The organism is Ruthenibacterium sp., assembly GCF_017421385.1.
Lineage (GTDB): Bacteria > Bacillota > Clostridia > Oscillospirales > Ruminococcaceae > Ruthenibacterium > Ruthenibacterium lactatiformans.
The window spans coordinates 41247-64604 of the sequence record NZ_JAFOIN010000092.1 but is presented as its reverse complement, the minus strand read 5'-3'; the positions used below and the strand labels follow the sequence as shown (position 1 = coordinate 64604).

Genomic DNA, 23358 nt, shown 5'->3' with positions numbered 1-23358 from the left:
AGCGTCCGTGCTGAAAGCGGACAAAGCGTCCGCTTTCGGTGTTTCTGTATGCAGTTTACACAGTTTTTACACATGTTTCCGTTTGCCGCGGCTTTGCCCTCCGGCGGAGGAAAGCATGTGCCGGAGAAGTCGTAACCATTCTGAACAAGCAAAGGAGAGCTGCCATGATTATACCAAAACCGTTGTGTACAGGCGCGCGTGTCGCGCTGATCGCGCCTTCCGGCCCTGTTCCAGAAGGGCGCTTGGAGCCTGCCGTGGCCAGTGTGCAGGCACTTGGGCTGGAGCCTGTCGTTTTTCCGTCCTGTACCATGCGGCACGGTTATCTGGCCGGATATGACCGCGAACGTGCGGCAGATTTTAATAATGCGTTTTCGGACGCGAGCATCCATGGCGTTATCTGCATCCGCGGAGGATACGGTGCGCAGCGCCTGATGGACCGCATCGATTGGACTGCTATTGCAAAAACGCCCAAGGTGTTCTGTGGGTACAGTGATGTCACCATCCTGCATCTGATGCTGAATCAGCGCTGCGGCTTTGTTACTTATCACACGCCTATGCCAGCTACGGAATGGTATGCAGGTTTGGATGAATATACCGAGCGTTCACTGAAAAACGCGATTTTCGGCGTGCAGGAGCCGAATATCCTCAATCCAGACGGTATGCCGCTGTATACAATCGCCAAGGGCGTGAGCCACGGCGTGTTGACGGGCGGCAACCTGTCGCTGCTCGCCGCCTCTTTGGGAACGCCTTATGAAATCGAGACAAAGGATAAAATATTGTTCATTGAGGATATCGGTGAAACGCCGTACCGTATTGACCGCATGCTGCTCATGCTGAAGCAGGCGGGGAAGCTGCGCGCCTGCGCGGGTATTCTGCTGGGTGCGTTCACGGATTGTGCAGCACCTGACCCGGCGGAGAGCCTGACGCTGCGTGAGGTCATCACAGAATTGCTGCTGGATGAAGGCAAGCCGATCCTGGGGGCGCTTCAGTGCGGGCATATCATGCCTACGATGTCCCTGCCGCTGGGGGTAAACGTGAATCTTGACGCAACGAACCGCACGCTGCGGGTATTGGAGTATTGAATATGACCAGGCAAGAGCTTTGCGCCGCGCTGGATGCGCAGCTTGCAGCGGCGCAGGAACAGGTGTGCGTGCTGGCTGTCCCGTTGGCTGGCGGCGTGCCGTTGTATGAACGGGGCGCGGGCAGGAGGGCGGTCTCCGCGTCTACCATCAAGGTGTTCATCCTGCTGGCCGCGCTGGATGAGGTGCGGCGGGGAAGGCTCGCGCTGGACACGCCTGTGGCGGTCACAGCGGAAGACATTCTTCCTGACACAGGCGTCTTTGTGGACGGTCCCGGCATGCATCCGCTGGAGGAGCTGCTTGTGTGGATGATCGTCCTTTCCGACAATACGGCAACGAACGTGCTCATCGGGCTGCTGGGCGCCGAATGTATAAATGCGGCGGCATGCAGCGTTGGGACGAAAAACACTGTGCTGGAACGCAAAATGCTGGATTGGGATGCGGTATCAGCCGGGCGCAATAATTATACCAGCGCGGAGGACCTGCTGCGCGTGTTCCGTGCGCTGTATGCCGAAACAGTGCTCACGCCGGAGCTTTGCGCGCTGGCGCGCTCGATCCTGCGCCGTCAGCGCGATACGCGGATGCTCACCCGTTACATTTGGCAGGACGTGCCCTGTGCCCACAAGACGGGTGGCCTGGACCGTCTGAGCCATGATGCGGGAGTGTTCGAGCTTCCGGGCCGGCCGTATTTCATCGCCGTACTCATTTGGGACGCACCGGATATTGACGGTGACGAGCCTCTGGCGGGACGCGTTTCGAAGTTGGTTTTCGATTATTATTCCCAGGAGGATACGCAATGAGTTTTGCTGTTGTGGTTTCTGACATCGCCCCTTTGTATACGAAGCCGGAGCCGTTGTGTGAGCTGGCAGATGAAGCGCTTTATGGTATGGTATTGGAGGTGCTGGCGCGGGAAGGGATGTATTGCCGTGTGCGTACCCATTACCGCTATGAGGGTTGGACGCCCGCGCGCTGCCTTCTGGAGGACGGCGCGCTTGCCGCACAATGGCAGTCGGTGCCAAAGCTGGTAGTGCAAAAACCTTATATCGATGTGCTGAACGAGCCGAAGGTACAGGGAGGCTGCCTGCAGAGCATGCCGAGGGGAGCTTTTCTCTGCCCGGAGGGCGGCCCGGATGAAAACCAGTGGCAGCCCGTTCGTCTTGCGGACGGACGTCTCGGCTACACCAAAGCAACTTATCTGGCTCAGCCGGCTCCCGCGTGGGAAAGCGTTGGGGAAGATGAACTGCGGCAGCGCTTATGCGGCGCCGCACTGTCTTATCTGGGCGCACAATACCGCTGGGGTGGTAAAACGCCGTTGGGCATCGATTGCAGCGGCCTTGTCTCCATGGCCTATCTGCTCAACGGTGTGATTATTTACAGGGATGCTGCCATCAAGCCGGGGTTTGCACTGCATGAAATTTCATTTGAAGCAGCAAAGCCGGGCGATCTGCTGTTTTTCCCCGGCCACGTGGCGATGTATCTGGGAGAGGGACGGTTTGTTCACTCCACCGGACATACAGGTACAGAAGGCGTCATCCTCAGCAGTCTTGCGGAAGAGGCGCCGGATTACCGGGCGGATCTGAAAGAATCCATGACTGCTGTGGCCAGTATTTTCGGCGCGCCGCAGTGAAGATATTATCAATCAGACAGGGGATCGGAAAGCAATGAAAATCAAGGACTTTGGCGTTGAGATGTGGATGAACGCCTATGAAAACGACTGTACTTATAATTTGGCGGAGACCTGTGTGGAATCCCTGACCGTGGAGCAGCTTTTGGAGCTTGGCGGCTGCCGTGAGCAGGCTGTGGCCGATATCCTCGGCATGAAGCTGACCTACGGCGCGATTGAAGGCAGCCCGCGCCTGCGGATGCTCATTGCCGGACTGTATGAAAAACAGACACCGGAGAATGTTATTACGGCGCACGGGGCTATCGGTGCGAATCATCTTGTGATTGAAGCACTGGCCGGGCCGGGGGACGAGGTGGTCTCCGTGCTGCCCACTTACCAGCAGCATTATTCTATTCCGGAGGCGCTGGGCGCTGAAGTTCACATCCTGCCCCTGCGCAGCGGAAATGCATTTTTGCCCGACCTGGACGAACTGCGCGGCATGGTGAATAAAAATACAAAACTCATCTGTATCAACAACCCCAACAACCCGACAGGCGCCCTGATGGACCGGGAATTTCTGCAGGAGGTTGCCGGGATCGCCCGTTCTGTTGATGCATGGCTGCTGTGCGATGAGGTGTACCGCGGCCTGAACCACGAAGGCGAGCCGTTCACGGCCTCTGTGGCAGACCTTTATGAAAAAGGAATTTCCACGGGCAGTATGTCAAAGACCTTTTCATTGGCCGGGCTTCGTCTGGGCTGGATCGCCGGGCCAAAAGCGCTGTTGGATCAAGTATCCCGCCATCGGGATTACAGTACCATCAGCTGCGGTATGATCGATGAATATCTGGCCGGGATAGCTCTGGAGCACAAGGAGGCGGTCGTCGCGCGCAACCGCGCCATCGTCACCGGAAATCTTGCCGTTTTGGAGCGGTGGCTGAAAGGACAGCCTAAGCTGAGCTTTGTAAAGCCGCGTGCGGGCACGACTGCCTTTTTGAAGATGGAGTTCGACATGCCCAGCGCAGATTTCTGCCGGGGGCTGCTGACGGAAAAAGGCGTGCTGCTCGTACCGGGCAGTGTAATGGACCGGGAGGGATATCTTCGTATCGGCTACGCCAATACGCCGGAAGTGATTGCAGCCGGACTTGACAAAATGGGAGAATATCTTGCGGAGCTGCCGCTGTAAGCTCTGCGCGGCTGGCATTGCAGGCTGTTTCTTCCGCTTTGTTGTATCGATATACAAAAATATACAATATTCAGGCGTGAATTTAGTAGCATTCTGCTATTGTTTTCACGCCTTTTTTTGTGATATACTTTAGCACAATAAAGCATCAGAGAAAAATACGGTACACATCGTATTTTCCGGTGCTTATGGAGGGAAAGAAATGAAAAAGTTATTTGCACTTTGCCTTGCCGCTGTGGTGGCGCTGGGCCTTGCGGCGTGCGGCGGCTCCACATCGTCTTCGGCGGCCGCCTCAGAACCGGGAACATCCGACGCAGCATCCTCTGCGGCAGCTTCTGTTGCTGCCGCCGGCAAGGACCCGGCCAACTGCAAGATCGGCGTCATTCAGCTGACGGAGCATGTGGCTCTTGACGCCGCCCGCGACGGTTTTATCGACGCGCTGGTGGAAGCGGGCTTCAACCGAGAAAATATCGACGTGCAGAATGCGCAAGGCGAGATTCCCAATTGCGCGACCATTGCCACTAAGTTTGTCAATGATAAAGTAGATCTGATCCTGGCTGTAGCTACGCCTGCCGCGCAGGCCGCCGCACAGGCAACCACAGAGATCCCCATTCTGGCCACGGCAGTGACGGATTTTGTGAGCGCCGGCTTGGTGAACAGCGACGAGGTCCCGGGCGGAAACGTATCCGGCACATCTGATATGAACCCCATCGAGGAACAGGCCGACCTTTTGGTAAAGCTGGTGCCCGAGGCGAAAACGGTTGGTATTCTGTACTGCTCGGCAGAGGATAACTCCATTCTGCAGGCGGGCCTGGCAAAAGCCGCCTTTGAGGCGCGCGGCCTGACGGTGAACGAGTATACCGCCGCCGACGTCAATGAGATTCAGCCCGTCACCACAAAGGCTGTCGGCGAGGTAGACGCACTGTACGTTCCCACAGACAATCTGTTTGCCGAAAACATGCCCACTGCAGCGCTGGTTGCGGAGAATGCCAAAATTCCCGTGATCTGCGGCGAGAGCGGTATGGTGGATTCCGGCGGCACGGCCACTTATGGCATCAACTACTATAATCTTGGTAAACTGGCTGCTGCTCAGGCGGTAGAAATTTTGGTGGACGGCAAAGACGTGGGCACGGTTCCCGTAGGCTTCGCCTCTGTGGAGGATCTGGAGTTTGCTGTCAACGAGGCGAATTGTGAAGCCATCGGCCTGACGCTTCCGGAAGATCTGAAAGGTTGAGTTTTATCCGGTGCGTTTGTGAAAAAAACAATAAAAACAGGCGGCAGGGCTTTGCCCGCCGCCTGTTTTATGTTATAATTATTTTATCTGTACGCATTTGGGCGTAACGCTTAACAGTAAAGGACGGATATCATTATGGGCGGCATCATTGCGGCAATTCCCGGCGCGACGGCGCAGGGGCTCGTCTGGGGCGTCATGGCTCTGGGCGTGTATGTGACCTATAAGCTGCTGGACATCGCGGATTTGACGGTGGACAGCAGCCTTTGCACCGGCGGCGCGACAAGCGCCGTGCTGATTTTGATGGGAATGCACCCGCTGCTTTCTCTGGTTTTCGCGGTATTTGCCGGCATGCTTGCAGGACTTGTAACCGGCTTTTTGCACACGCGTCTGCGCATCCCGGCCATTCTTGCGGGAATACTCACACAACTGGGGCTTTACTCCATCAATCTGCGCATCATGGGCAAATCCAGCGTGGCGCTTCTGCGCCAGCCGGTGGTCATCAGCCTGGGAAACATCCCCATGGCATTGCTCATCGGCGTGCTGGTAGCGGCGGCTGTTGTCGCTGTGATGTACTGGTTTTTCGGCACGGAACTTGGCTGCGCCATCCGCGCAACGGGCAACAACCGCAAAATGGTACGCGCCCAGGGTGTGAATACCGACACGATGAAGATCATCGGACTGGTCCTCTCCAATGGTCTTGTGGGCCTTGCCGGCGGCTTGCTGGCGCAGTACCAGGGAAGCGCAAACATCAATATGGGCCGCGGCGCCATTGTCATCGGTCTGGCCAGTGTCATCATCGGCGAGGTCATCTTCGGCGCGCGCTTCAATTTTGCCTATCAGCTCGGTTCCATCGTGGCCGGGTCTGTGATTTATCAAATCGTTATTGCCTTTGTGCTGCAGCTGGGCCTTTCCACCGAGGACCTTAAGCTGTTCAGCGCGGTCACTGTTGCGCTGGCGCTCAGTGTGCCCGCATTGCAGAAAAAATTCCTGAAATCCAAATTTACGCCTGTGCCGGCGGGGAAGGAGTGAGCGGTATGCTGGAACTGAAAAACATCCATAAGGTGTTCAATCCAGGCACCATCAATGAAAAACGGGCGATTCAGAATCTCAGCTTCACACTGAACGACGGTGATTTTGTCACAGTCATCGGCGGAAACGGCGCAGGCAAATCCACGATGCTCAACCTTATTGCGGGCGTTTATACCGCAGATGCGGGCAGCATCGTGCTGGACGGCGCGGACATTACCAAACTGCCGGAGTACAAACGCGCCAAACTTTTGGGCCGTGTGTTTCAGGACCCGATGATGGGAACAGCCGGGAACATGGGCATTGAAGAAAACCTTGCCATGGCCTACCGCCGCGGCAGGACCCGCACGCTGCGTTGGGGCATCAGTAATGAGGAGCGCGAATTTTACAAAGAAAAGCTGCAGATGCTTGACCTCGGCCTGGAGGGGCGACTCACCAGCAAGGTCCGCCTTCTTTCGGGGGGACAGCGTCAGGCGCTGACGCTGCTGATGGCAACGCTGCAGAACCCCAGGCTGCTGCTGCTGGACGAGCACACCGCCGCGCTGGATCCAAAAACCGCGCACAAGGTGCTTACGCTCACGGAAAAGATCATTTCAGAGAATAGGCTGTCCACGCTGATGGTCACTCACAACATGAAGGACGCCATCCGTTACGGCAACCGCTTGGTGATGATGCACGAGGGCAACATCATTTACGACGTGTCCGGTGAAGAGAAAGCGAACCTTCAGGTGAGCGACCTTCTGGCCAAATTCGAGGCCGTGAGCAACGGTGAATTCGCCAACGACCGCATGCTGCTGGCGTGATAATTTTTTCAAGGAAGGGGCGTCTGTTTGCAGACTTTTGACGCGGTGCTGTTCGATTTGGACGGCACACTCATTGATTCTGCGCCCGGTATCTTCGATTCCTTCGAGTTCACACTGGCGCAATATGAGATGACTGTTCCACAGGAACGGCTCAGGCGTTTCCTCGGGCCGCCGCTTCGCGAAAGCTTCGCAAAGCTGTTGCCGCCCGACGAGGTAGAACGCGCGGTGGAAATCTACCGCGCGCATTATGCCGAAGCCAGCGGTGCGCTGACAAAGCTATATCCCGGCACAAAAGAACTTCTGAGTGCGCTCCGGGAGGCAGGATATATCGTATGCCTTGCCACGTCCAAGGTGCGCTATGCGGCGCTGAAGCTGTTGGATAAACTGGAGCTTACGCCGTATTTTGATTACATTGGCGGTTCTTCTCCGGATGCTTCACTGGATACTAAAACAGCCGTGATCCGCCATGTGCTTGCCCAGCCGTGTGTACAGGACAAGCGGGCTGTGATGGTGGGCGACAGGGACAACGATATGCATGGGGCGGCGGATTGCGGGCTGCCGGCGGTGGGCGTGCTGTACGGCTACGGTTCCCGCGGGGAGCTGGAACCTTTTGCTCCGCTGTATCTTGCGCCGTCCGCCGGCGCGCTGCGTGCATGGCTGCTGCAGCGCAAAGATCAAGGGGAAGCTGCGCTTCCGGAAAAGGAATGACCGTATTTGAACGATACTTCTGCACATTTCAGAATGCGTGACTGGAAATATGTGCCGAAACGGCAGCGGCGCGCATGCGTGACGCTGATCGTCTGCATTTTGTTTTTTCTTGCTTCGGCGTCGGCCACGGTTCTGCTGCTGATCCTTGATGCACGTTCTGCCAATCCTGTTTTGCCGCAGGTGATGGCCGAACTTACCGGAAAGGCCGAGCCGGAGGTGCAACAGCCGGAGTTCCCCGGCGGCGCGCTGCCAGAGAGCGCAGATGCGGGCCAGGCCTATCTGGATGAAACGATTTTCGTAGGGGATTCCAATACTGTGCGGATGTTTGCTTACGGGCTTGTCCCGCTGGAAAACTATATGGCGTTGGAGGGGATGGGCATCGAGAGCATCTCGCAGGCGCCCTGTGTTTATTTCAGTGGGGAGACAAAAGTCTATACCATTCCGCAGGCCATCGCAAAAGTGAAGCCGCGCCGGGTCGTGATGACCTTCGGCACAAACAACGCCAGCGGCCAGTTTACCCGGGAGTCGTTTATCGATGCTTACCGCGACGCGATTGCGGCGATTCAGGATGCTTACCCGTATTGCGACGTCATCATCAACGCAATTCCGCCCATAGGCAAGGTGCGCTCTTATCCTGACATCACAATGGAAACGCTGGATGATTTCAATAAGGCGCTGGAAGAACTGGCGCAGGAGCTGGGACTCCCGTTCCTGAACTCGTCTGAAGCGCTCAAGGGCGGAGACGGCTACGCAAAGCCGGATTATGTGATCGGCGATGGGCTGCATCTGAGCCAGGCGGCGTTGGAAGAGCTGCTGTTCTATACGCGGACCCACGCGTATGAGGCAGAGGACAGGCGGCCTGTAGCTGTAAAAGCACCGGAACGCAAGGCTCCGCCTGCCTGGCAGGGCGTTGTGGCAGCATCCGGCGGCGCGCAGGCGAGCTGACCGGCTGTTTTCAAAAATAAACCGAGGAGTTTTTTATGAATATTTCCGTACTCGGCTGCGGCCGGTGGGGTTCTTTTTTAGCGTGGTACCACAGCGCAAAAAATGACGTGACGCTTTGGGGGCGCGAGGGCTCCCGCAGCCTTGCGGCGCTGCGGGAAACAGGCGGCAACCGCTACCTGAAGCTCCCGGAGCGTGTTTGCCTGACCAGTGATCTGGGCGCTGCTTTGGAATCGGCGCAGCTTGTCGTCATTTCCATCAGTGCGCAGGAGTTGCGCGCGCTGGCGCGATGCATTCAGGCTTATCCTGTGGCGGGCAAAACGTTTATCCTTTGTATGAAAGGCCTCGAATGCGGTACCGGAGACCGGCTGACGCAGGTGTTCCGTAGCGAGGTGACGCAGCCCGTCTCGGTTGCCGTATGGGTGGGCCCCGGGCACGTAGAGGATTTTACAGCCGGCGTTCCCAATTGTATGGTTGTGGATTCCGACGACCGGACGGTGGTGGATTTCATTGTGGAAACGATGAGCACCGACCTCATCCGCCTATACAAAGGCGGAGACCTTGTGGGAACAGAGGTTGGAGCCGCGGCGAAAAATGTGATTGGCATTGCGGCGGGCATGCTGGACGGCAAAGGCCTTTCCAGCTTGAAAGGTTCACTGATGGCGCGGGGCGCGCGGGAGATTGCGCGGCTCATCCGCGCCATGGGCGGAAACGAGCTTTCCGCATACGGGCTGTGCCACCTGGGCGACTACGAGGCCACGCTCTTTTCAAGCCACAGCCACAACCGGCAGTTCGGAGAGAGCTATATCAAAGGTGAGCCGTACGGAAGCCTTGCCGAAGGCGTGCCCACTGTGCGCGCCCTGGTGGAACTGGGGGCGCGCTATGGAGTGGAACTTCCTATTTGTAACACGATTTACGCCATTCTTTATGAAGAAGCAGACGCGGATGCCGCGTTGCGCACCTTGTTTACCCGCAGTGTAAAAGGAGAATTCGATTCCTGAATCCATGCGGCACATCCCGAAGCCTCCCGGCATAAGATGGGCACAAGGAGGTATGCCGTATGATCGAACACAATGCGTTTTGCAACAGTGAGCCGCAGGAGGATGCCCTTTGCGGCTGCGTGGACAACTATGACCTGACGGACTGGAACGATATCGAACCGCCGGACTGGGAGGGCGGCGATGCGCCGCACCAACGCTCCTGCCTGTGCAACGGAGAAAATGGGGACGCCTATGACAATCGGGACCCCGACGGCTGCCGGAATTGCTGCGAAGGGGAGTCCTGCGACGGATGCAGGGATCCTGAAATGGAACTCTTTATCCCAAAGGCATCTTCTCAGCAACAGCCGGAATCCGGGACGCAGCGGCCGATCGTTTATAATTATATGGAGAACGAGGGCAGCTACGAGGAGCAGATCATTCAAATTTGAAGCAGACTGCGGCGGGCATGCCTGCCGCTTTTTGCTGCCTTAACAGAATTTTATCGCCGGCCCTGTTGACGAACGCAGACAAATCATGGATAATAGTAACGATAGATTCTATTTTCGCGCAGAAGGGGCGTGGCGTTTTTTGGCCTTTTATTATTGCCTGCTGTTTGATGTGGACGGCACTCTGCTGGATTTCAATGCGGCGGAGGACGGCGCATTGCGGGATACGCTGGCGCATTTTTCCCTGCCAAACACCGAGGATGCCGTCTCCCAGTACCATGACATCAACAATGCGCTGTGGGCGGCGCTGGAGCAGGGGAAGGTACGGCAGGACAAGCTTGTTATCCAGCGCTTTGAAAAACTGCTCGCTGCGTTTGGCGTGCAGGGCAATCCCGTGGAGATCAACGATTATTACTTAACACAGTTATCTCAGCGCGCAGATACGTTCCCGGGCGCTGAGGAAGCGCTGGAGGAACTGGCGGAAGTGGCCACGCTGGCTGTTGTTTCCAACGGCGTTGAAAAAGTGCAGGCGGGCCGTTTGGAAAAGTCGGGCTTGGGCCGCTTTTTTGACGGCGTGTTCGTATCCGGCCGGGTAGGCGCGACAAAGCCCGCCCGCAAAATATTCGATACGGCCCTCAATACACTGGGCATTGAAAACCGGAAAAAGGTACTTATGATCGGCGATTCTCTGAAAGCGGATATCGCCGGGGGCACGGGAGCGGGTATCGACACCTGCTGGTGCAACTTCCGCGGCGCGGTTTTGCCCGAGGGCGCTCCGCAGCCGACCTACACGATCCAGGGATATGAGGAATTGCTTCGCATCGTCATGGAAGAGGAGGAGCTTGCAAATGCCGGAAGTAAAGAAAAACGCCATCAGCTTTAAGTCCTCCAATGGAACGGACATCGTCGCGGGGTATTATTACACCTGTCCCGGGATGGAACCGCGCTGTATCCTGCAAATTTCCCACGGCATGTGCGAATACATCGGCCGTTATGACGATTTTGCCGGGTATATGGCGCAGAAAGGCTATGTGGTTTGCGGCAACGACCATTTGGGACACGGCGCCACAAGCAGCGGCCCGAACGGAACAGACGGCTATTTTGCCGAAAAGGACGGACGCAAATTTGTGCTGCAGGATCTGCACGAAATGAACCGCCTTGCCCGCGAGGCGTATCCGGAGCTGCCTGTTATCCTGCTCGGACACAGCATGGGCAGCTTTTTTGCGCGGATGTATGCCGTCCTGTATCCGGAAACGCTGCATGCACTGGTGCTCAGCGGCACGGGCGGTCCTAACCCGTTGGCGGGCGTAGGACTTGCTCTTACTGAGGCGATCGGCAGGGTGAAAGGGCGAAAGCACCGTTCGAAGTTTCTTAACAACATGGCGTTCGGCCAATATTTGAAGCGGGTGGATTCTCCCGATACGCCCTATGACTGGATCTCACGCGACAAAGAGGTCGTTGCACGGTATGCACAGGATGCAAAGTGTACGTTTATTTTTACTGCCAGCGCGTTTCACGAGCTAATGGCGATTTTGCGTGCGGTGAACCGTCCCCAATGGGCGCAGAAGGTGGACAAGCGTCTGCCCGTCGCGCTGTTTGCCGGCGACGCAGATCCGGTGGGAGATTACGGCAGAGGCGTTGAATCCGTTTACCGCGCGCTGAAAGATGCCGGTGTGAAAGACGTTTTCCTCAAACTGTACCCCGGCGCACGGCACGAGATATTGAATGAAACAAACCGGGCTGAGGTATACGCGGATATCCTCGCGTGGTGCGATGCCCATCAGGCGTGAAAGCTCGGGCAAAATGGTTTTGGATAAAGCGGCGGTGTACTCATGCCGTTGTTTTATATAGGCGATATCCCAAATCTTTGGAATGGAGAGAGAAATCGTAAATGGAAGTATTCATGAATTTTATCAATGCGATGTTTGGAAGCATCCTGTCGCTTGATCCCGTTTCGGCCGTTAAAATGGTCGTGATGTGGGCCATCGGCGGCACTCTGATCTATCTGGCTATCAAGAAGGACATGGAGCCCAGCCTGCTGCTGCCCATGGGCTTCGGCGCCATCCTTGTCAACCTGCCGCTTTCCGGCGCCATCGACCAGATGCATGAGTTGGGCATCGAGGTGGGCGCCCTGAGCGAGCTGTTCCGCGCGGGCATCTCCAACGAGCTGTTCCCGTTGCTGCTGTTCATCGGCATCGGCGCGATGATCGACTTCGGCCCGCTGCTGGCCAATCCCAAGCTGCTGTTGTTTGGCGCGGCCGCGCAGTTCGGCATTTTTATGACGCTGACGCTGGCCTGCCTGGTGAACCTGATTTTTCCGGGTATGTTCAGCATTCAGGATGCCGCCAGCGTTGCCATCATCGGCGCTGCGGACGGCCCCACGTCTATTTTTGTCGGCAACTTCTACGGCACCAAGTATCTGGGCGCCATTATTGTTGCGGCGTACAGTTACATGGCGCTGGTGCCCATCATCCAGCCGCCGGTCATCCGCATGGTGACAACAAAAAAAGAGCGTCTGATCCGCATGCCTTACGAGGCGAAGGAGATCAGCAAGACGGTGCGTATCCTGTTCCCGATCGTGGTCACCGTGATTGCGGGCCTGATTGCGCCGCGCAGCGTTTCTCTGGTCGGCTTCCTGATGTTCGGCAACCTGCTGCGTGAATGCGGTGTTCTGAACAGCCTTTCTGAAACAGCTCAGAATGTGCTGGCAAACCTCATTACTATCGTGCTCGGCATCACCGTTGCCACCCAGATGCAGGCGGATATGTTCCTGTCCTGGGGCACGCTGATGATCATGCTGCTTGGTCTGTTTGCATTTATTTTCGACACGGTCGGCGGCGTGATGTTTGCCAAATTCCTCAATCTGTTCACGAAGAAAAAAATCAATCCGATGATCGGCGCATGCGGCATTTCCGCGTTTCCGATGAGCAGCCGTGTGGTCCATAAGATGGGCCTGAAGGAAGACCCGCAGAACTTCCTGCTCATGCACGCGGCGGGCGTCAATGTCGGCGGGCAGATCGCCAGCGTTATCGCGGGCGGCCTGATCCTCAACCTGATCGCCAGAGTATAAGGAGGTACTGGTATGGATATGGTATTGCAGTCTCTCAGTGTCATGCTCATGGGCATGTGCGGTATTTTCATTGTTATGGGTATCATCAGCGTGGCCGTTTCACTGCTGAACCGGTTCTTCAAATAAAAGAAACTGGCAAAGAGAATCGATGCCTGCACAGGATGTCTGCGCAGGCTTGAGATACAATGAAGAAACCGCTGCCGAGGCGCATTCCCGGCGGCGGTTTCTTCCTGTTGCAGGGAGGAGGGCCGACGTGCCGAGAAAATTGTTCTTCCGATTGAAAGACGGTTTCCCACGGGTAAAGTTGTGTTTTTGCGTGCTCTGCGTTTTGACTTATCTGGCGCTCATCCGCGTGTCTGGAGCAAAGCTGTGGGGGATGTTTGTTTTCTTCCTCTGTGCCGCGGTGTATTTATACCTCCCCGGCCGTTTCTGGGCCCGCGTCACAGGAATGGAGAAGGTTCTGCCGGAATTCGCTGTGCCGCTGGGCGTCCTTCTTGGCACAGGCTTTCTGGCCGTCCTGTATTGTGTCAGCATGCGTTTGGGCGTTCTGTGGCTGCTGCGCGCGCTGCCGCCGGTGCTGGGGCTGCTCTGGCTGGTGCTCCTGCGGGGCGCGCCGCAAAGTCCGTGGAAAGCGGCACGCGCTGTATATGCGGACGGCGGATTCCTTTCACGGGTCACTCTTTGGTGTGTCCTGTCCGTTTTGTTTGCGCTGATGGTCAGCGTAAAAAATGCGCACCCTGCCGCTGCGGGAGAGATCGTGCTGACGCAGGATGTGATGTGGAATATCGGGAATGCCAATTCCTTTGCGCTGGGATTCCCTCCGCAGGACATCCGCTTTTCCATGGTGCGTTTTTCCTATCATTATCTCACGGAGCTTGTGTTCGGTGCGCTTTCTATTGTGAGCGGAATCGCCTGCTATGATATTTACGTGTTTTATGCGGGACCGCTGGTTTTGGCTGCTCTGCTGTGCTGTCTGTATGCACTGGGCATCTGCTTTTACCGCGGCCATCGGAACAAGGCGTTATTGTTCACCTTCGCCATGTTTTTGTTCAACTGCGCCAGCCTGTGGACAGCTCTGACAAACGGAACAGGCAGTTTCGGCAATACAAATATGATGCACCTCATTACGAACGTGAATGCGCAGGGAACAGCGGCTGTTTTTGTTTCGGTTTTTGTGATCCTGTTTACAGAAATGGCCCGCAGATGCTTTGATGTGAGTTGGATGTATCTGACGGTTTTTCTGGGCAGTTTTGCACTTGTGTGTTTTGCCAAAGGGCCGGCAGCAGCCATTGTCGTTTGCAGCTTTGCGGTCACAATGCTGTTTGTACTGTTCCGCAAACCGCGCTGGAGCCGGGCATTGACCGCGTTGGCTGGAGTTCTGGCGGTTTTCCTGGTGGTCTACCTTGTGATTTTTTCTTCCGGGACAAACACCAGTGTTCATTTCGGATTCAAGACGTTGGAAGCTTCCGCACCGCGCCAGTGGCTGCGTGCATGGATGGGAGACAGCGCAGCGGCCGGTGCGGTATGCATGGTGCTGGGAGCGGTTTTGCATGCATTTTGTATGCAGCCTTTTCAATTTCCACTGTATTTAAAAGGGCTTTGTAGGGACATCCACGGATTGCTGCGGCTTCCGGCGGAACGCTTGCTGGCAAACGGCATTGTGGCGGGCGGCTTTCTTGCCTATTTTCTGTTTTGGCATCCCTCATACAGCCAGCTTTATTTTGTTCTGATTGCAATTATGTTTATGAATCTGCTCGCGGTTGACCAGGTCACGACGGTGCGTACACGCGCGGGAAAAGCCTTCTGCACGCTGTGCGGTGCCGTCGGTCTCGCCACCAGCGCCGTGCTGGTGATTAACTTTACAGGCAGCGGGATGCGCCAGCTGGCGCGTAACCTTGATATTATCCCCAAGTACCCGTATGTCAGCACCGCCAGCGCAGGCGATGAGGCGGCGATGAAATGGCTGCAGAGCAATACGCCGCAGGATGCAGTGTTCGCTACCAACCGTATTCACAGCATGGCCAACGCCTCGGACGGTATCTCCAGCTTGTATACCGCGATGAGCGGCCGGCAGGCATATATGGAAGGCTATACCTATGCAGTGACGAACATGGGGGTTTCCGAGGCCGTTGTTGCGCAAAAGCAGGCTGTGAATACTGCACTGTTCGATGCATCGACGGCGCCGGAGGAAGTCCTGCGACTTTGTGCGGAAAACGGCATCGACTACCTTGTTTGTTCCAAACAGTATCCGGGCGACACAAGCCAGCTATCCGGGCTTGTGGTCGTGTATGAAAACGCCGACGTAACGATATACGCGGCAGATCAATGAGAAAATTATGTTATTAACGATACAAAACATTCAAAAATATTTTGGAGCTGAGCTGTGTCTCAGGAACATCAGCTGCGTGCTGGACGCACAAGACCGCGCCGGAATTATTGGCGAGAACGGCGCAGGCAAAACCACGCTCATCAAGATCATCACGGGTGAGCTGTACCCGGATGACGGAATCGTGACGCTGGCGCACGGGGCGACGATAGGTTATCTGGAGCAGAACAGCGTGCTGGACCCCGCATGCACGGTATATAGAGAAATGGAAAACGCGTTTCGTTCCGTTTTGGACGCGATGGACGAGATGAAGCGTCTGGAGCGTCAGATGGCGGAGTGTCCGGACGACCATATGCTTTTGGAACGTCATGCGCAGCTCTCCGCTGTTGTAGATGCGGCGGACGGCTATAATATGGACACACAGATCAAAAAGATATTGAATGGCATGGCTTTTCCCGCGCCGGATTATCAGAAAAGCGTGGCTGTGCTCTCCGGCGGCGAGCATACCCGACTTTGCCTTGCCAAGCTGCTGCTGCAAAAGCCTGATCTTCTGATTCTGGACGAGCCGACAAACCATTTGGATTTTGAGACGATGGAATGGCTGGAAAGCTATCTCAAAACCTATCCGGGCGCGATTCTGGTGGTGAGCCACGACCGTTATGTTCTTGATGCTGTCTGCAACCGCATTTTCGAAATCGAGGACAATACGCTTACAGCATATAAGGGGAATTATTCCGCTTATCTTCCGCAGAAAGAGGCGGCTGTGGCGCTTCAGCAGAAGCAGCATGATGCGGATATGGAGAAAGCCGCGAAGCTGGAAGATTATATTGCGCGTAATCTGGTGCGCGCCTCCACCACAAAAATGGCCCAAAGCAGGCGCAAGCAGCTTGAGAAAATGGAGATCACAGAAGCACCGCGCACCTCCCACACCGATCTGAAGTTCCGCTTCACCTTCGATGTGACGCCTTACAACGAGATTCTTACGGCGAAGAATATTTCTGTCACACTGGGCGGCAAAAGACTTGTTGAAGGATTGGATCTGCTTGTAAAGCGGGGAGAACGCCTGGTCATCGCGGGCCCGAACGGCGCGGGAAAATCCACGTTGCTGCGTGTGCTGGACGGCAAGCTGCGTCCACAGGCGGGCACAGTGCGCTTAGGCGCTGGCGCAAAGCCGTCTGTGTTCGAACAGCAACAGCTTCGCCGAGGCGGCACGGTCATCAGCACGATTTGGGACAAATATCCAAAATTCACGGAACTTGAGGTGCGCAGCCACTTGGCCAAGCTGAATTTTCGTGGTGAAGATGTATTCAAGCCGTGTTCGGCACTTTCGGGCGGCGAACTGGCCCGTCTGCGCTTTGCGGAAATTTTGCTGGAAAAGCCGAATCTTTTGTTCCTGGACGAGCCGACGAACCATTTGGATATCTATACCCGGGAATCTCTGGGGGCGGCGCTGGCTTCCTATGAGGGGACGCTTGTGCTCGTCACTCATGACCGTTATCTGATGAACAGCCTTGCTTGTCCAATTTTATTCATTGAAAACGGAAAGACTTCGCTATATGAAGATTATGACGCGATGATGCACCGCGGGGCTGTGCCGCCTGAAAAAAACATCGCACCGGAAAAGACGGCGTCTGCAGGCAAGGCTGCTTACGGCAAGGAGCAACGCCGCCGTCGCGCGGAGCTTCGCACACGGATCAAAGCGCTGGAGGATGAAATGGAGACTCTGGCCCTGCGCATTATGGCGTTGGAGGGTGAAGTGAACGACCCTGATGTTCTGCGGGATCACACGCGTCTGCGGGACGTATGCGATGAGCTGGACGATACCCGTTTTCATCAGGACGAGGTCCTGGCCGAATGGGAAAGGCTTGTGGAAGAACAGGAAGCTTACGAGCAGGAAAACGACGAATAACACAATACAGGTATGCCCCGGACGCATTCAGCGCCCGGGGCATTTTTGGTTCTAACGCCTGTCCGCGTTTCATATCATTGAACAAATGAATGGCAAAGGACGGGAAGAGATGGACGCTTTTTATCATGCTGCGTCACAGCTGCCCGGTGCAGTCTCGCAGGCGCTGATGCGCATTCCGCCCCGGTGGGCGGGGGACATTACGGAAATCCGCCTGCGTTCGGGCCGCCCGGTGTCGCTTAGCACGCCGAGCGGCGCACGGTTTGTTTCCATAGACGGCGGTTGGCGAGAAAAACCGGATACAGGCGTGCTGTCTACGCCGCACACGCTGGTGCAGAACTGCTTTCAGGCCATCTGCGGATATTCGGTGCACAGTTTTGCGGATTGCATCGCGAACGGCTTTGTTCCGCTGCCGGGCGGGCACAGGGCGGGCGTGTGCGGTACGGCATTCGTGGATGGCAGCGGAACCTTTACGCTCAAAAATATCACGTCCATCAATCTGCGCGTGGCTCGCACGGGCTTGTGTGCCTGCGACGCCGTTCTGCGTCCGCTGCTGTGCGCACCCGGCGTGGGGCTGCTGATCGCGGGTGCGCCGGGCAGCGGCAAAACGACGCTGCTTCGCGCCGTGCTGGCGGAGCTTTCCGCGGCGGGCCGAAAAACAGCCGTGGTGGACGAGCGTTTCGAAATCGCCCCTGTGGAGCAGTCCGGCTTCTGCACGCGGCTGCCTCAGCACTGCGACGTGCTTTCGGGATACCCCAAACACATCGGTATGCAGCATGCGCTGCGCGCACTTGCACCGGACGTTATCGTGTGTGACGAGGTTGGAGCAATGGAAGATATCGCGGCGATCACGCAGGCGGCAAACGCAGGCGTCGGGCTTGTGGTGACCATCCACGCGCCTGACGCGGAAACGCTGCGCCGCAGGCCGCAGTACACGGCTCTGCTGCAGACGGGCGCTTTCCGTCATGTGGCGTTTTTAAAAGGTAAGGAAACACCGGGCAGAATATCGGAGGTCGTGGATGCGGGAACTGTTTTTTAAATGTATCGGTGCGATACTTGTGCTTTACACGGGCGCAGCCATGGGTTGGCGCAAAGGCAACGCCGCCATGCGCCGCGTACAGGTGCTGGCGGATATCTGCGCTTTTTTGGGCGCAGTGCGGGACGACCTTCATTTTCGCTGCGGCCGAACGGAGGAAATCCTCGCTGCGGCACAGCAAAATACCCGGCTGTCGGCGCTGCCGCTTTATTTTTCCGATCTCGCCTCCGGCTGCGGCCTTCAGACAGAGCTGGACAATGCGCTTTGCCGCACTGAACGGGAGATTGCGGGCGTGACGCGGCGGGAAGAGCGCGTGCTGCTGCGCGGCGCGCTGGAGGGGCTGGGCGGCTGTCCTGCGCAGGAGGAGGAACAAAGGCTGGCCTACGCCCAAACACAGCTGGAAACCGCTTTGGATGCTGCCAGAGCGGAGGCTGCCCAGCAGCGCCGGCTGTACCGGACGCTGGGCCTCTCGCTGGGCGGGGCTGCCGCGCTGCTGCTGCTGTGAGCCAGGCGGCGTTCCGGGCAGCACGCTGTATGTGAAAAAGGAGCGAAGCGAAAAATGAACATTGATTTTGTATTCAAGATCGCCGCCATCGGCATCATTGTAGCTGTGCTCAACCAGCTGCTGATCCGTTCCGGCCGGGAGGAACAGGCCATGATGACGACGCTGGCGGGGCTTATCGTCGTGCTGATGATGATCATCAGCCAGATCAGCGTCCTGTTCGACACCATCAAGGACCTGTTTGCATTGTGACCTGCCATGGACATTTTCAAGGTCCTGGGCTTCTGTCTGTGTGCGCTGGTGCTGTTGAGCGTACTGCGCCAATACAATCCCGGATACGCGGTGCTGGCCGCACTGGCCTGCTGCATGGTATTGCTTTGGTTCGTCATGCAGGCGCTGGGGCCTGTACTTTCTTTTGTGGAAACTCTTTCGCAGTTTTCAGGCTTCGAGCATTTGGGAACCGTGTTCAAGGCCGTCGCCATCGCGCTGATGGCCCAAAGCGTGCAGGACCTGTGCATGGAAGCAGGGCAAACGGCCCTTGCCGGACGCGTGGAGCTGGCGGGCAAGGTGGCCGTGCTGCTGGCGGCTATGCCGCTGTTCACGGTGCTGACGGATACGCTGCTGGCGCTGCTGCGATGAAGGAGCCGCTTCACTCACGAAGGATTTGGAAACGGCTGGCTTGCCTTGCAGCCATGCTGTTCTGCGTTGCGGCGGCCGGCGTGCCGGCGCTGGCGCAGGAGGCGGCGGGAGACTCTGGAAGCGGGCAATCCGGGATACCTGAGGAATGGGCGCAGGTCACGCAGGAAGCACCAATGACCGCCGGGGATTTCAGCGGGATGACATTGTCCGACTGGCTGGAAAAGGGCGCGGAAATACTGCGCGAGAGCTTGCATGAGCCTTTGAGACTATTGGCAAGGCTGTGCGGCCTGCTGCTGCTGGCGGCCGTGGGAAAAAGCATGTGCACCGAGCGAACGTCGCCGGAACTCGCGGGCCTTGTGGATACTGTTGTCACGCTGGCTGTGTTCACGCTCTGTTCTTCCTGCATGCTGGCGCTCACCGGTGTACTGCAGGATGCAATCGAAACAAGCCGCGTTTATATCATTTCTTTTGTTCCGGTGTTCGCTTCTGTGCTGACAGCCTGCGGACAGGTAGGCGGCGCGGCGCTGTACAGTGGCTTTTTCTTCGGTGCGGCTATGGTTATGGCAGATATTCTGTGCAGAGTGGGGCTGCCGCTCACGCGTGTGCTGCTGGCGCTGAATGCTACTGCGGCCGTAGGCAGTACGCTGGACCTTTCGCAATTGACCGCCTCCGTATGCCGATGGACGAAGTGGCTGCTCACGTTTTGCGCCACGGTGTTCGGCGCGCTCATCGGCCTGCAGGGGATATTTGCGCAGAGCGCGGATACACTCGCGCTGAAAACCGGGAAATTTCTGCTGAGCAGCGGCGTGCCCGTTGTGGGACGGGCAATCTCCGACGCAATGGGCAGTGTGCTGGCCGGATTGAAAATGCTCAAAGGCACAGTAGGGTTTGCGGTGATCGCCGTCATTGCGGCGTCGTTTCTGCCGCTGCTCATACAGTGCTGTGCGTACCACCTTGTGTTTTCCGCCGGAAACATCGTGGCGTCGGCAACGGGCGGCACCAAAAGCGCAAAGCTGCTTTCCGGCTTCTCGGATTGTGTGAGCCTTTACATTTCGATGGTTGTCTTTTTTAGCCTGATCGTCATTTCTTCCACGCTTGTGATGATCCTGCTGGGGAATGGAGGGTAGAATTGGAACAAATCAGGGCCTGGGTGCTGGCCGTGTGCTTTGCGTGTATCGCGGCTGGCATCCTCGGGCAGCTTTCTTCCTCCCGGACGCGGTTTTCTGTCATAAAGCTGATACTCACCCTATATATTTTAATAACCGCATTCGCCCCGCTGCAAAGCCTGGGCGATGGGCATGTAACGTTCGACATTCCGGAAGCGCCGCAGACAGTGCAGGCGCCGGATACGGAAGCAATGGTGTTGAACACGGTGTGCACACGGTTGGAGGATACTGTGCGCAGCGCGCTTGCGGAGAACGGGATTGCGTACACCGAAGTGGACGTGGCGTTGGACGCCGACAGCGAGACCGTAGAGGTGGCGGACGTCACTGTAATAGTCCCTGGCGGCACAGATGTTTCGGGCGTGGAGGATGTTGTCACAAAAGCGCTGGGAACACATGTCCCGGTAACGGTAAATGAAGAAGGATAATGCAAATGGAAAAGAAAGCGGAGCATGGGGGCTGGCAGGAAATGCTGCACGGGCTGTTCCAGAAAAAGAATTGGCTTTTCTTTGTCGGGCTCGCGGGGATCTGCCTGATTTTTTTATCCGACATTCTGTTCGGAGGCCGGGAGGGTTCCACGGGCGCGGCGCGGCAGAGCACACAGCAGGCTGTGAGCGCAGCGACGGGCGTTCAGGAATTGGAGACCCGCCTGACCGAAATGCTGGAGAGCGTGCAGGGCGCCGGCAAAGTGCAGGTGATGATCACACTGGAAAGCGCCGGAGAAACGGTGTATGCACGCGACGAACAATCTGATACACAGACGACGCAGGACGGATCGGACGGTGTGACGGACCGAAAGGAATCCTATAAAAGCGAGCATATCATCGTTGACGCGGCGGATGGAAAACAACCTCTTGTGGAAACGCACATCGAACCGGAGGTGAAGGGCGTGGCCGTGGTGTGCGAGGGCGGGGACGATATTACTGTGATAAAACGCATTACCGATCTGGTCTCGGTTGTATTGGGGCTTTCGACCAACCGGATATGCGTTACAAAAATGATTTAGACGGAGGATGCATATGAAAAGCGCAAAAAGCAAAAGACAATTCACCTTGCTTACCCTGGTGGTGGCGCTGGGCGTTGCGGTGTACCTGAACTGGGAGTACGCGAAAACAGACGCGCCTTTCGCACTGCAGGACCCCGGTGCTGTAAGCGCCAACGCAGCCGTGGAAACTGTTACAGACGGCACCACATCCGGCGTGCTGGACGCCCTGCCCGTGCAGGAGGCGCTGCCCGACAAGAACTACGGCGACGCACAGCTTGTGAGCGCGAATGAGACCAGCAACGACAAATACTTTGAACAGGCTCGACTGACACGAAGCAAAACGCGGGATGAAGCGTTGGACACCATGCAGCAGGCGCTGAAAAATGCCGAGTTGTCCGAGACTGAAAAGACAGCGGTCACCCAAACGCTCACCAACACCATCAACAGCATCACAGTGGAAAGCGACATCGAAAACATGGTAAAGGCGAAAGGCTTTGCGGATTGCGTCGCATTTATCGAGGGAGAAAAGATCAACCTTGCCGTGAAAACAGGCAGCGAAGGATTGGATAAGAGTGAGGTGGCGCAGCTGCGGGATATCATTTTGGGTAAAATGGAGACGGAGGCGAAAAATATCAGTATCGTCGAAGTGAAATAGGTGTTGTGAAAGCAGCCGGAAGATGGTATAATAATTCCAAAGCCGCTTCGACGGGCGGCCGGCGCACAGTTGGTGCGCCGGCTTTCCTGCCGCCAGCGGCTTGTGGGATGCCGGCAGTGAAAAAACGTGCCCGGCACTCCTGAAAACTTGCATGTGCGCCCGCGCAGCGGGCAGGGAGGCTTTGAAATGGACGTTACAAATTCCAGCACCATCGGCGGCAGCCTGCAGATATCCACGGATGTCATTGCGAAGATCGCAAAGCTCGCCACGCTTGAGATCGAAGGCGTGAAGGAAGTATCCACCGGAACGATGGGTGTAAAGAGCCTGTTCAATAAGGTGAATCTTCAAAAGCCGATCCTCGTCCAGCTCACTGATGATGTGGCGGAGATCACGGTGAATATCATGGTGAGGTATGGTTATAAGATTCCGCAGCTCTGCGAGAAGGTGCAGGAAAACGTGAAAAGTTCTGTGCAGAACATGACATGCATCACCGTTTCTAAAGTCAACATTGTGGTAACAGGCGTCGCGCAGGAAACTGCCGGCCCGGAAGCGGAGTAACCGAGAAAATCCATGACCCTCCCGCTCTCTGCAGGAGGGTTTGTTTTTGTGAGGAATATCATGAAGAGAAGAATTGCCCGTGAAAACGCTTTTATCGCCGCCTTTGAAGCCAGCTTCAACGCCAACAGCATCGAGGAGATCGTTGCCGCATCACGCGAGCAGGACGAATATGCCGTCGATGCGTATGGCGAAGCGCTGCTGGCAAACTTTTACGCACACAGCGCCGAAGTGGACGATCTGATCAAGGCCAGGCTTAAAGATTGGACGCTGGCCCGTCTGCCGCGCGTAAATGCGGCCATCCTGCGCCTCGCCGTGACCGAAATGCGGTTCAACGGCAGCGACGATATGGACAGTATCGTCATTAACGAAGCGGTAGAGCTGGCGAAAAAATACGCCGGAGAAGAGGACTACCAGTTCATCAACGGCGTGCTGGGGGCAATCTCCCGGGAGGCGCACAGCGCAAAAGCGGACGAGCCTGCCGTTCCGGCGGACTCCGCTTCGGAGGAAGCCTGAGCAT

General features: G+C 56.6%; 27 protein-coding genes. All 27 read left to right on the top strand.

All coding sequences use genetic code 11. The features are described 5' to 3' along the window. Positions 1 to 164: 164 nt before the first annotated feature. The 27 genes from IIY41_RS11315 (at position 165) to nusB (ending at position 23354) form a co-directional block, all read left to right on the top strand. A complete protein-coding gene (locus tag IIY41_RS11315; protein WP_058722553.1) occupies positions 165 to 1082 on the top strand; it encodes a S66 peptidase family protein in 918 nt (305 codons plus the stop codon). Between the two features lie 2 nt (positions 1083 to 1084). Then, positions 1085 to 1879 (top strand): serine hydrolase, encoded by a 795-nt coding sequence (locus IIY41_RS11310; protein ID WP_058722554.1) that lies wholly within the window; start codon positions 1085 to 1087, stop codon positions 1877 to 1879. Further along, the gene (locus IIY41_RS11305) at positions 1876 to 2706 is read left to right on the top strand and encodes a C40 family peptidase (RefSeq protein ID WP_055080824.1); all 831 of its coding nucleotides are present in this window, start codon (positions 1876 to 1878) and stop codon (positions 2704 to 2706) included. The genes IIY41_RS11310 and IIY41_RS11305 overlap by 4 nt, the downstream gene beginning before the upstream one ends. Positions 2707 to 2740: 34 nt before the next feature. Beyond that, entirely contained in the window at positions 2741 to 3865 is a 1125-nt protein-coding gene (locus IIY41_RS11300; protein WP_058722555.1) for an aminotransferase, read from the top strand. Positions 3866 to 4064: 199 nt separating this feature from the next. Further along, on the top strand, positions 4065 to 5096 hold the full coding sequence (locus IIY41_RS11295; protein WP_055080822.1) for an ABC transporter substrate-binding protein: 1032 nt from the start codon (positions 4065 to 4067) through the stop codon (positions 5094 to 5096). A gap of 135 nt (positions 5097 to 5231) precedes the next feature. Continuing rightward, complete coding sequence (locus tag IIY41_RS11290; RefSeq protein WP_009325746.1) at positions 5232 to 6125, top strand: ABC transporter permease; 894 nt, start codon at positions 5232 to 5234, stop codon at positions 6123 to 6125. Positions 6126 to 6130: 5 nt separating this feature from the next. Next, entirely contained in the window at positions 6131 to 6925 is a 795-nt protein-coding gene (locus tag IIY41_RS11285) for an ABC transporter ATP-binding protein (protein WP_009325745.1), read from the top strand. A 27-nt stretch (positions 6926 to 6952) separates the two neighbouring features. Further along, positions 6953 to 7633: an HAD-IA family hydrolase gene (locus IIY41_RS11280; RefSeq protein ID WP_009325744.1), complete on the top strand. Its 681-nt coding sequence runs from the start codon at positions 6953 to 6955 to the stop codon at positions 7631 to 7633. A 6-nt stretch (positions 7634 to 7639) separates the two neighbouring features. Continuing rightward, positions 7640 to 8578 carry an SGNH/GDSL hydrolase family protein gene (locus IIY41_RS11275; RefSeq protein WP_050004211.1) on the top strand — a complete coding sequence of 313 codons (939 nt, stop codon included), beginning with the start codon at positions 7640 to 7642 and terminating at the stop codon, positions 8576 to 8578. A gap of 35 nt (positions 8579 to 8613) precedes the next feature. Further along, positions 8614 to 9576 carry an NAD(P)H-dependent glycerol-3-phosphate dehydrogenase gene (locus IIY41_RS11270; protein ID WP_055080820.1) on the top strand — a complete coding sequence of 321 codons (963 nt, stop codon included), beginning with the start codon at positions 8614 to 8616 and terminating at the stop codon, positions 9574 to 9576. Positions 9577 to 9635: 59 nt separating this feature from the next. Beyond that, a complete protein-coding gene (locus IIY41_RS11265) occupies positions 9636 to 10004 on the top strand; it encodes a hypothetical protein (RefSeq protein WP_009325741.1) in 369 nt (122 codons plus the stop codon). A 139-nt stretch (positions 10005 to 10143) separates the two neighbouring features. Further along, positions 10144 to 10884: a YjjG family noncanonical pyrimidine nucleotidase gene (locus IIY41_RS11260; protein ID WP_050004209.1), complete on the top strand. Its 741-nt coding sequence runs from the start codon at positions 10144 to 10146 to the stop codon at positions 10882 to 10884. After that, positions 10850 to 11791 carry an alpha/beta hydrolase gene (locus IIY41_RS11255; RefSeq protein WP_287400775.1) on the top strand — a complete coding sequence of 314 codons (942 nt, stop codon included), beginning with the start codon at positions 10850 to 10852 and terminating at the stop codon, positions 11789 to 11791. Before IIY41_RS11260 ends, IIY41_RS11255 begins: the two co-directional genes overlap by 35 nt. Before the next feature lie 113 nt (positions 11792 to 11904). Continuing rightward, the gene (locus IIY41_RS11250; RefSeq protein ID WP_040910499.1) at positions 11905 to 13071 is read left to right on the top strand and encodes a sodium ion-translocating decarboxylase subunit beta; all 1167 of its coding nucleotides are present in this window, start codon (positions 11905 to 11907) and stop codon (positions 13069 to 13071) included. A gap of 12 nt (positions 13072 to 13083) precedes the next feature. Further along, a complete protein-coding gene (locus IIY41_RS11245; protein ID WP_009325737.1) occupies positions 13084 to 13197 on the top strand; it encodes an OadG-related small transporter subunit in 114 nt (37 codons plus the stop codon). A gap of 127 nt (positions 13198 to 13324) precedes the next feature. After that, complete coding sequence (locus IIY41_RS11240) at positions 13325 to 15400, top strand: hypothetical protein (RefSeq protein WP_009325736.1); 2076 nt, start codon at positions 13325 to 13327, stop codon at positions 15398 to 15400. Positions 15401 to 15407: 7 nt separating this feature from the next. Further along, positions 15408 to 17306 (top strand): ABC-F family ATP-binding cassette domain-containing protein, encoded by a 1899-nt coding sequence (locus IIY41_RS11235; protein ID WP_287400772.1) that lies wholly within the window; start codon positions 15408 to 15410, stop codon positions 17304 to 17306. 109 nt (positions 17307 to 17415) lie between these two features. After that, positions 17416 to 18342, top strand: coding sequence for an ATPase, T2SS/T4P/T4SS family (locus tag IIY41_RS11230; RefSeq protein WP_009325734.1), 927 nt, complete (start codon positions 17416 to 17418; stop codon positions 18340 to 18342). Next, on the top strand, positions 18323 to 18844 hold the full coding sequence (gene spoIIIAB / locus IIY41_RS11225) for a stage III sporulation protein SpoIIIAB (protein ID WP_009325733.1): 522 nt from the start codon (positions 18323 to 18325) through the stop codon (positions 18842 to 18844). Before IIY41_RS11230 ends, spoIIIAB begins: the two co-directional genes overlap by 20 nt. Before the next feature lie 54 nt (positions 18845 to 18898). Further along, positions 18899 to 19093 carry a stage III sporulation protein AC gene (gene spoIIIAC / locus IIY41_RS11220; protein ID WP_009325732.1) on the top strand — a complete coding sequence of 65 codons (195 nt, stop codon included), beginning with the start codon at positions 18899 to 18901 and terminating at the stop codon, positions 19091 to 19093. Between the two features lie 6 nt (positions 19094 to 19099). Beyond that, on the top strand, positions 19100 to 19480 hold the full coding sequence (locus IIY41_RS11215; RefSeq protein WP_009325731.1) for a stage III sporulation AC/AD family protein: 381 nt from the start codon (positions 19100 to 19102) through the stop codon (positions 19478 to 19480). Next, positions 19477 to 20607 (top strand): stage III sporulation protein AE, encoded by a 1131-nt coding sequence (locus IIY41_RS11210; RefSeq protein ID WP_287400769.1) that lies wholly within the window; start codon positions 19477 to 19479, stop codon positions 20605 to 20607. The genes IIY41_RS11215 and IIY41_RS11210 overlap by 4 nt, the downstream gene beginning before the upstream one ends. 2 nt (positions 20608 to 20609) lie before the next feature. Next, on the top strand, positions 20610 to 21071 hold the full coding sequence (locus IIY41_RS11205) for a hypothetical protein (RefSeq protein ID WP_009325729.1): 462 nt from the start codon (positions 20610 to 20612) through the stop codon (positions 21069 to 21071). Positions 21072 to 21076: 5 nt separating this feature from the next. Beyond that, entirely contained in the window at positions 21077 to 21649 is a 573-nt protein-coding gene (locus IIY41_RS11200; protein WP_009325728.1) for a SpoIIIAG-related protein, read from the top strand. A gap of 13 nt (positions 21650 to 21662) precedes the next feature. Beyond that, positions 21663 to 22283 (top strand): SpoIIIAH-like family protein, encoded by a 621-nt coding sequence (locus IIY41_RS11195; protein WP_009325727.1) that lies wholly within the window; start codon positions 21663 to 21665, stop codon positions 22281 to 22283. A 186-nt stretch (positions 22284 to 22469) separates the two neighbouring features. Further along, positions 22470 to 22841, top strand: a complete 372-nt coding sequence (locus IIY41_RS11190) for an Asp23/Gls24 family envelope stress response protein (RefSeq protein ID WP_009325725.1) — start codon at positions 22470 to 22472, stop codon at positions 22839 to 22841. 60 nt (positions 22842 to 22901) lie between these two features. Next, on the top strand, positions 22902 to 23354 hold the full coding sequence (nusB, locus tag IIY41_RS11185; protein ID WP_009325723.1) for a transcription antitermination factor NusB: 453 nt from the start codon (positions 22902 to 22904) through the stop codon (positions 23352 to 23354). Positions 23355 to 23358: the final 4 nt, after the last annotated feature.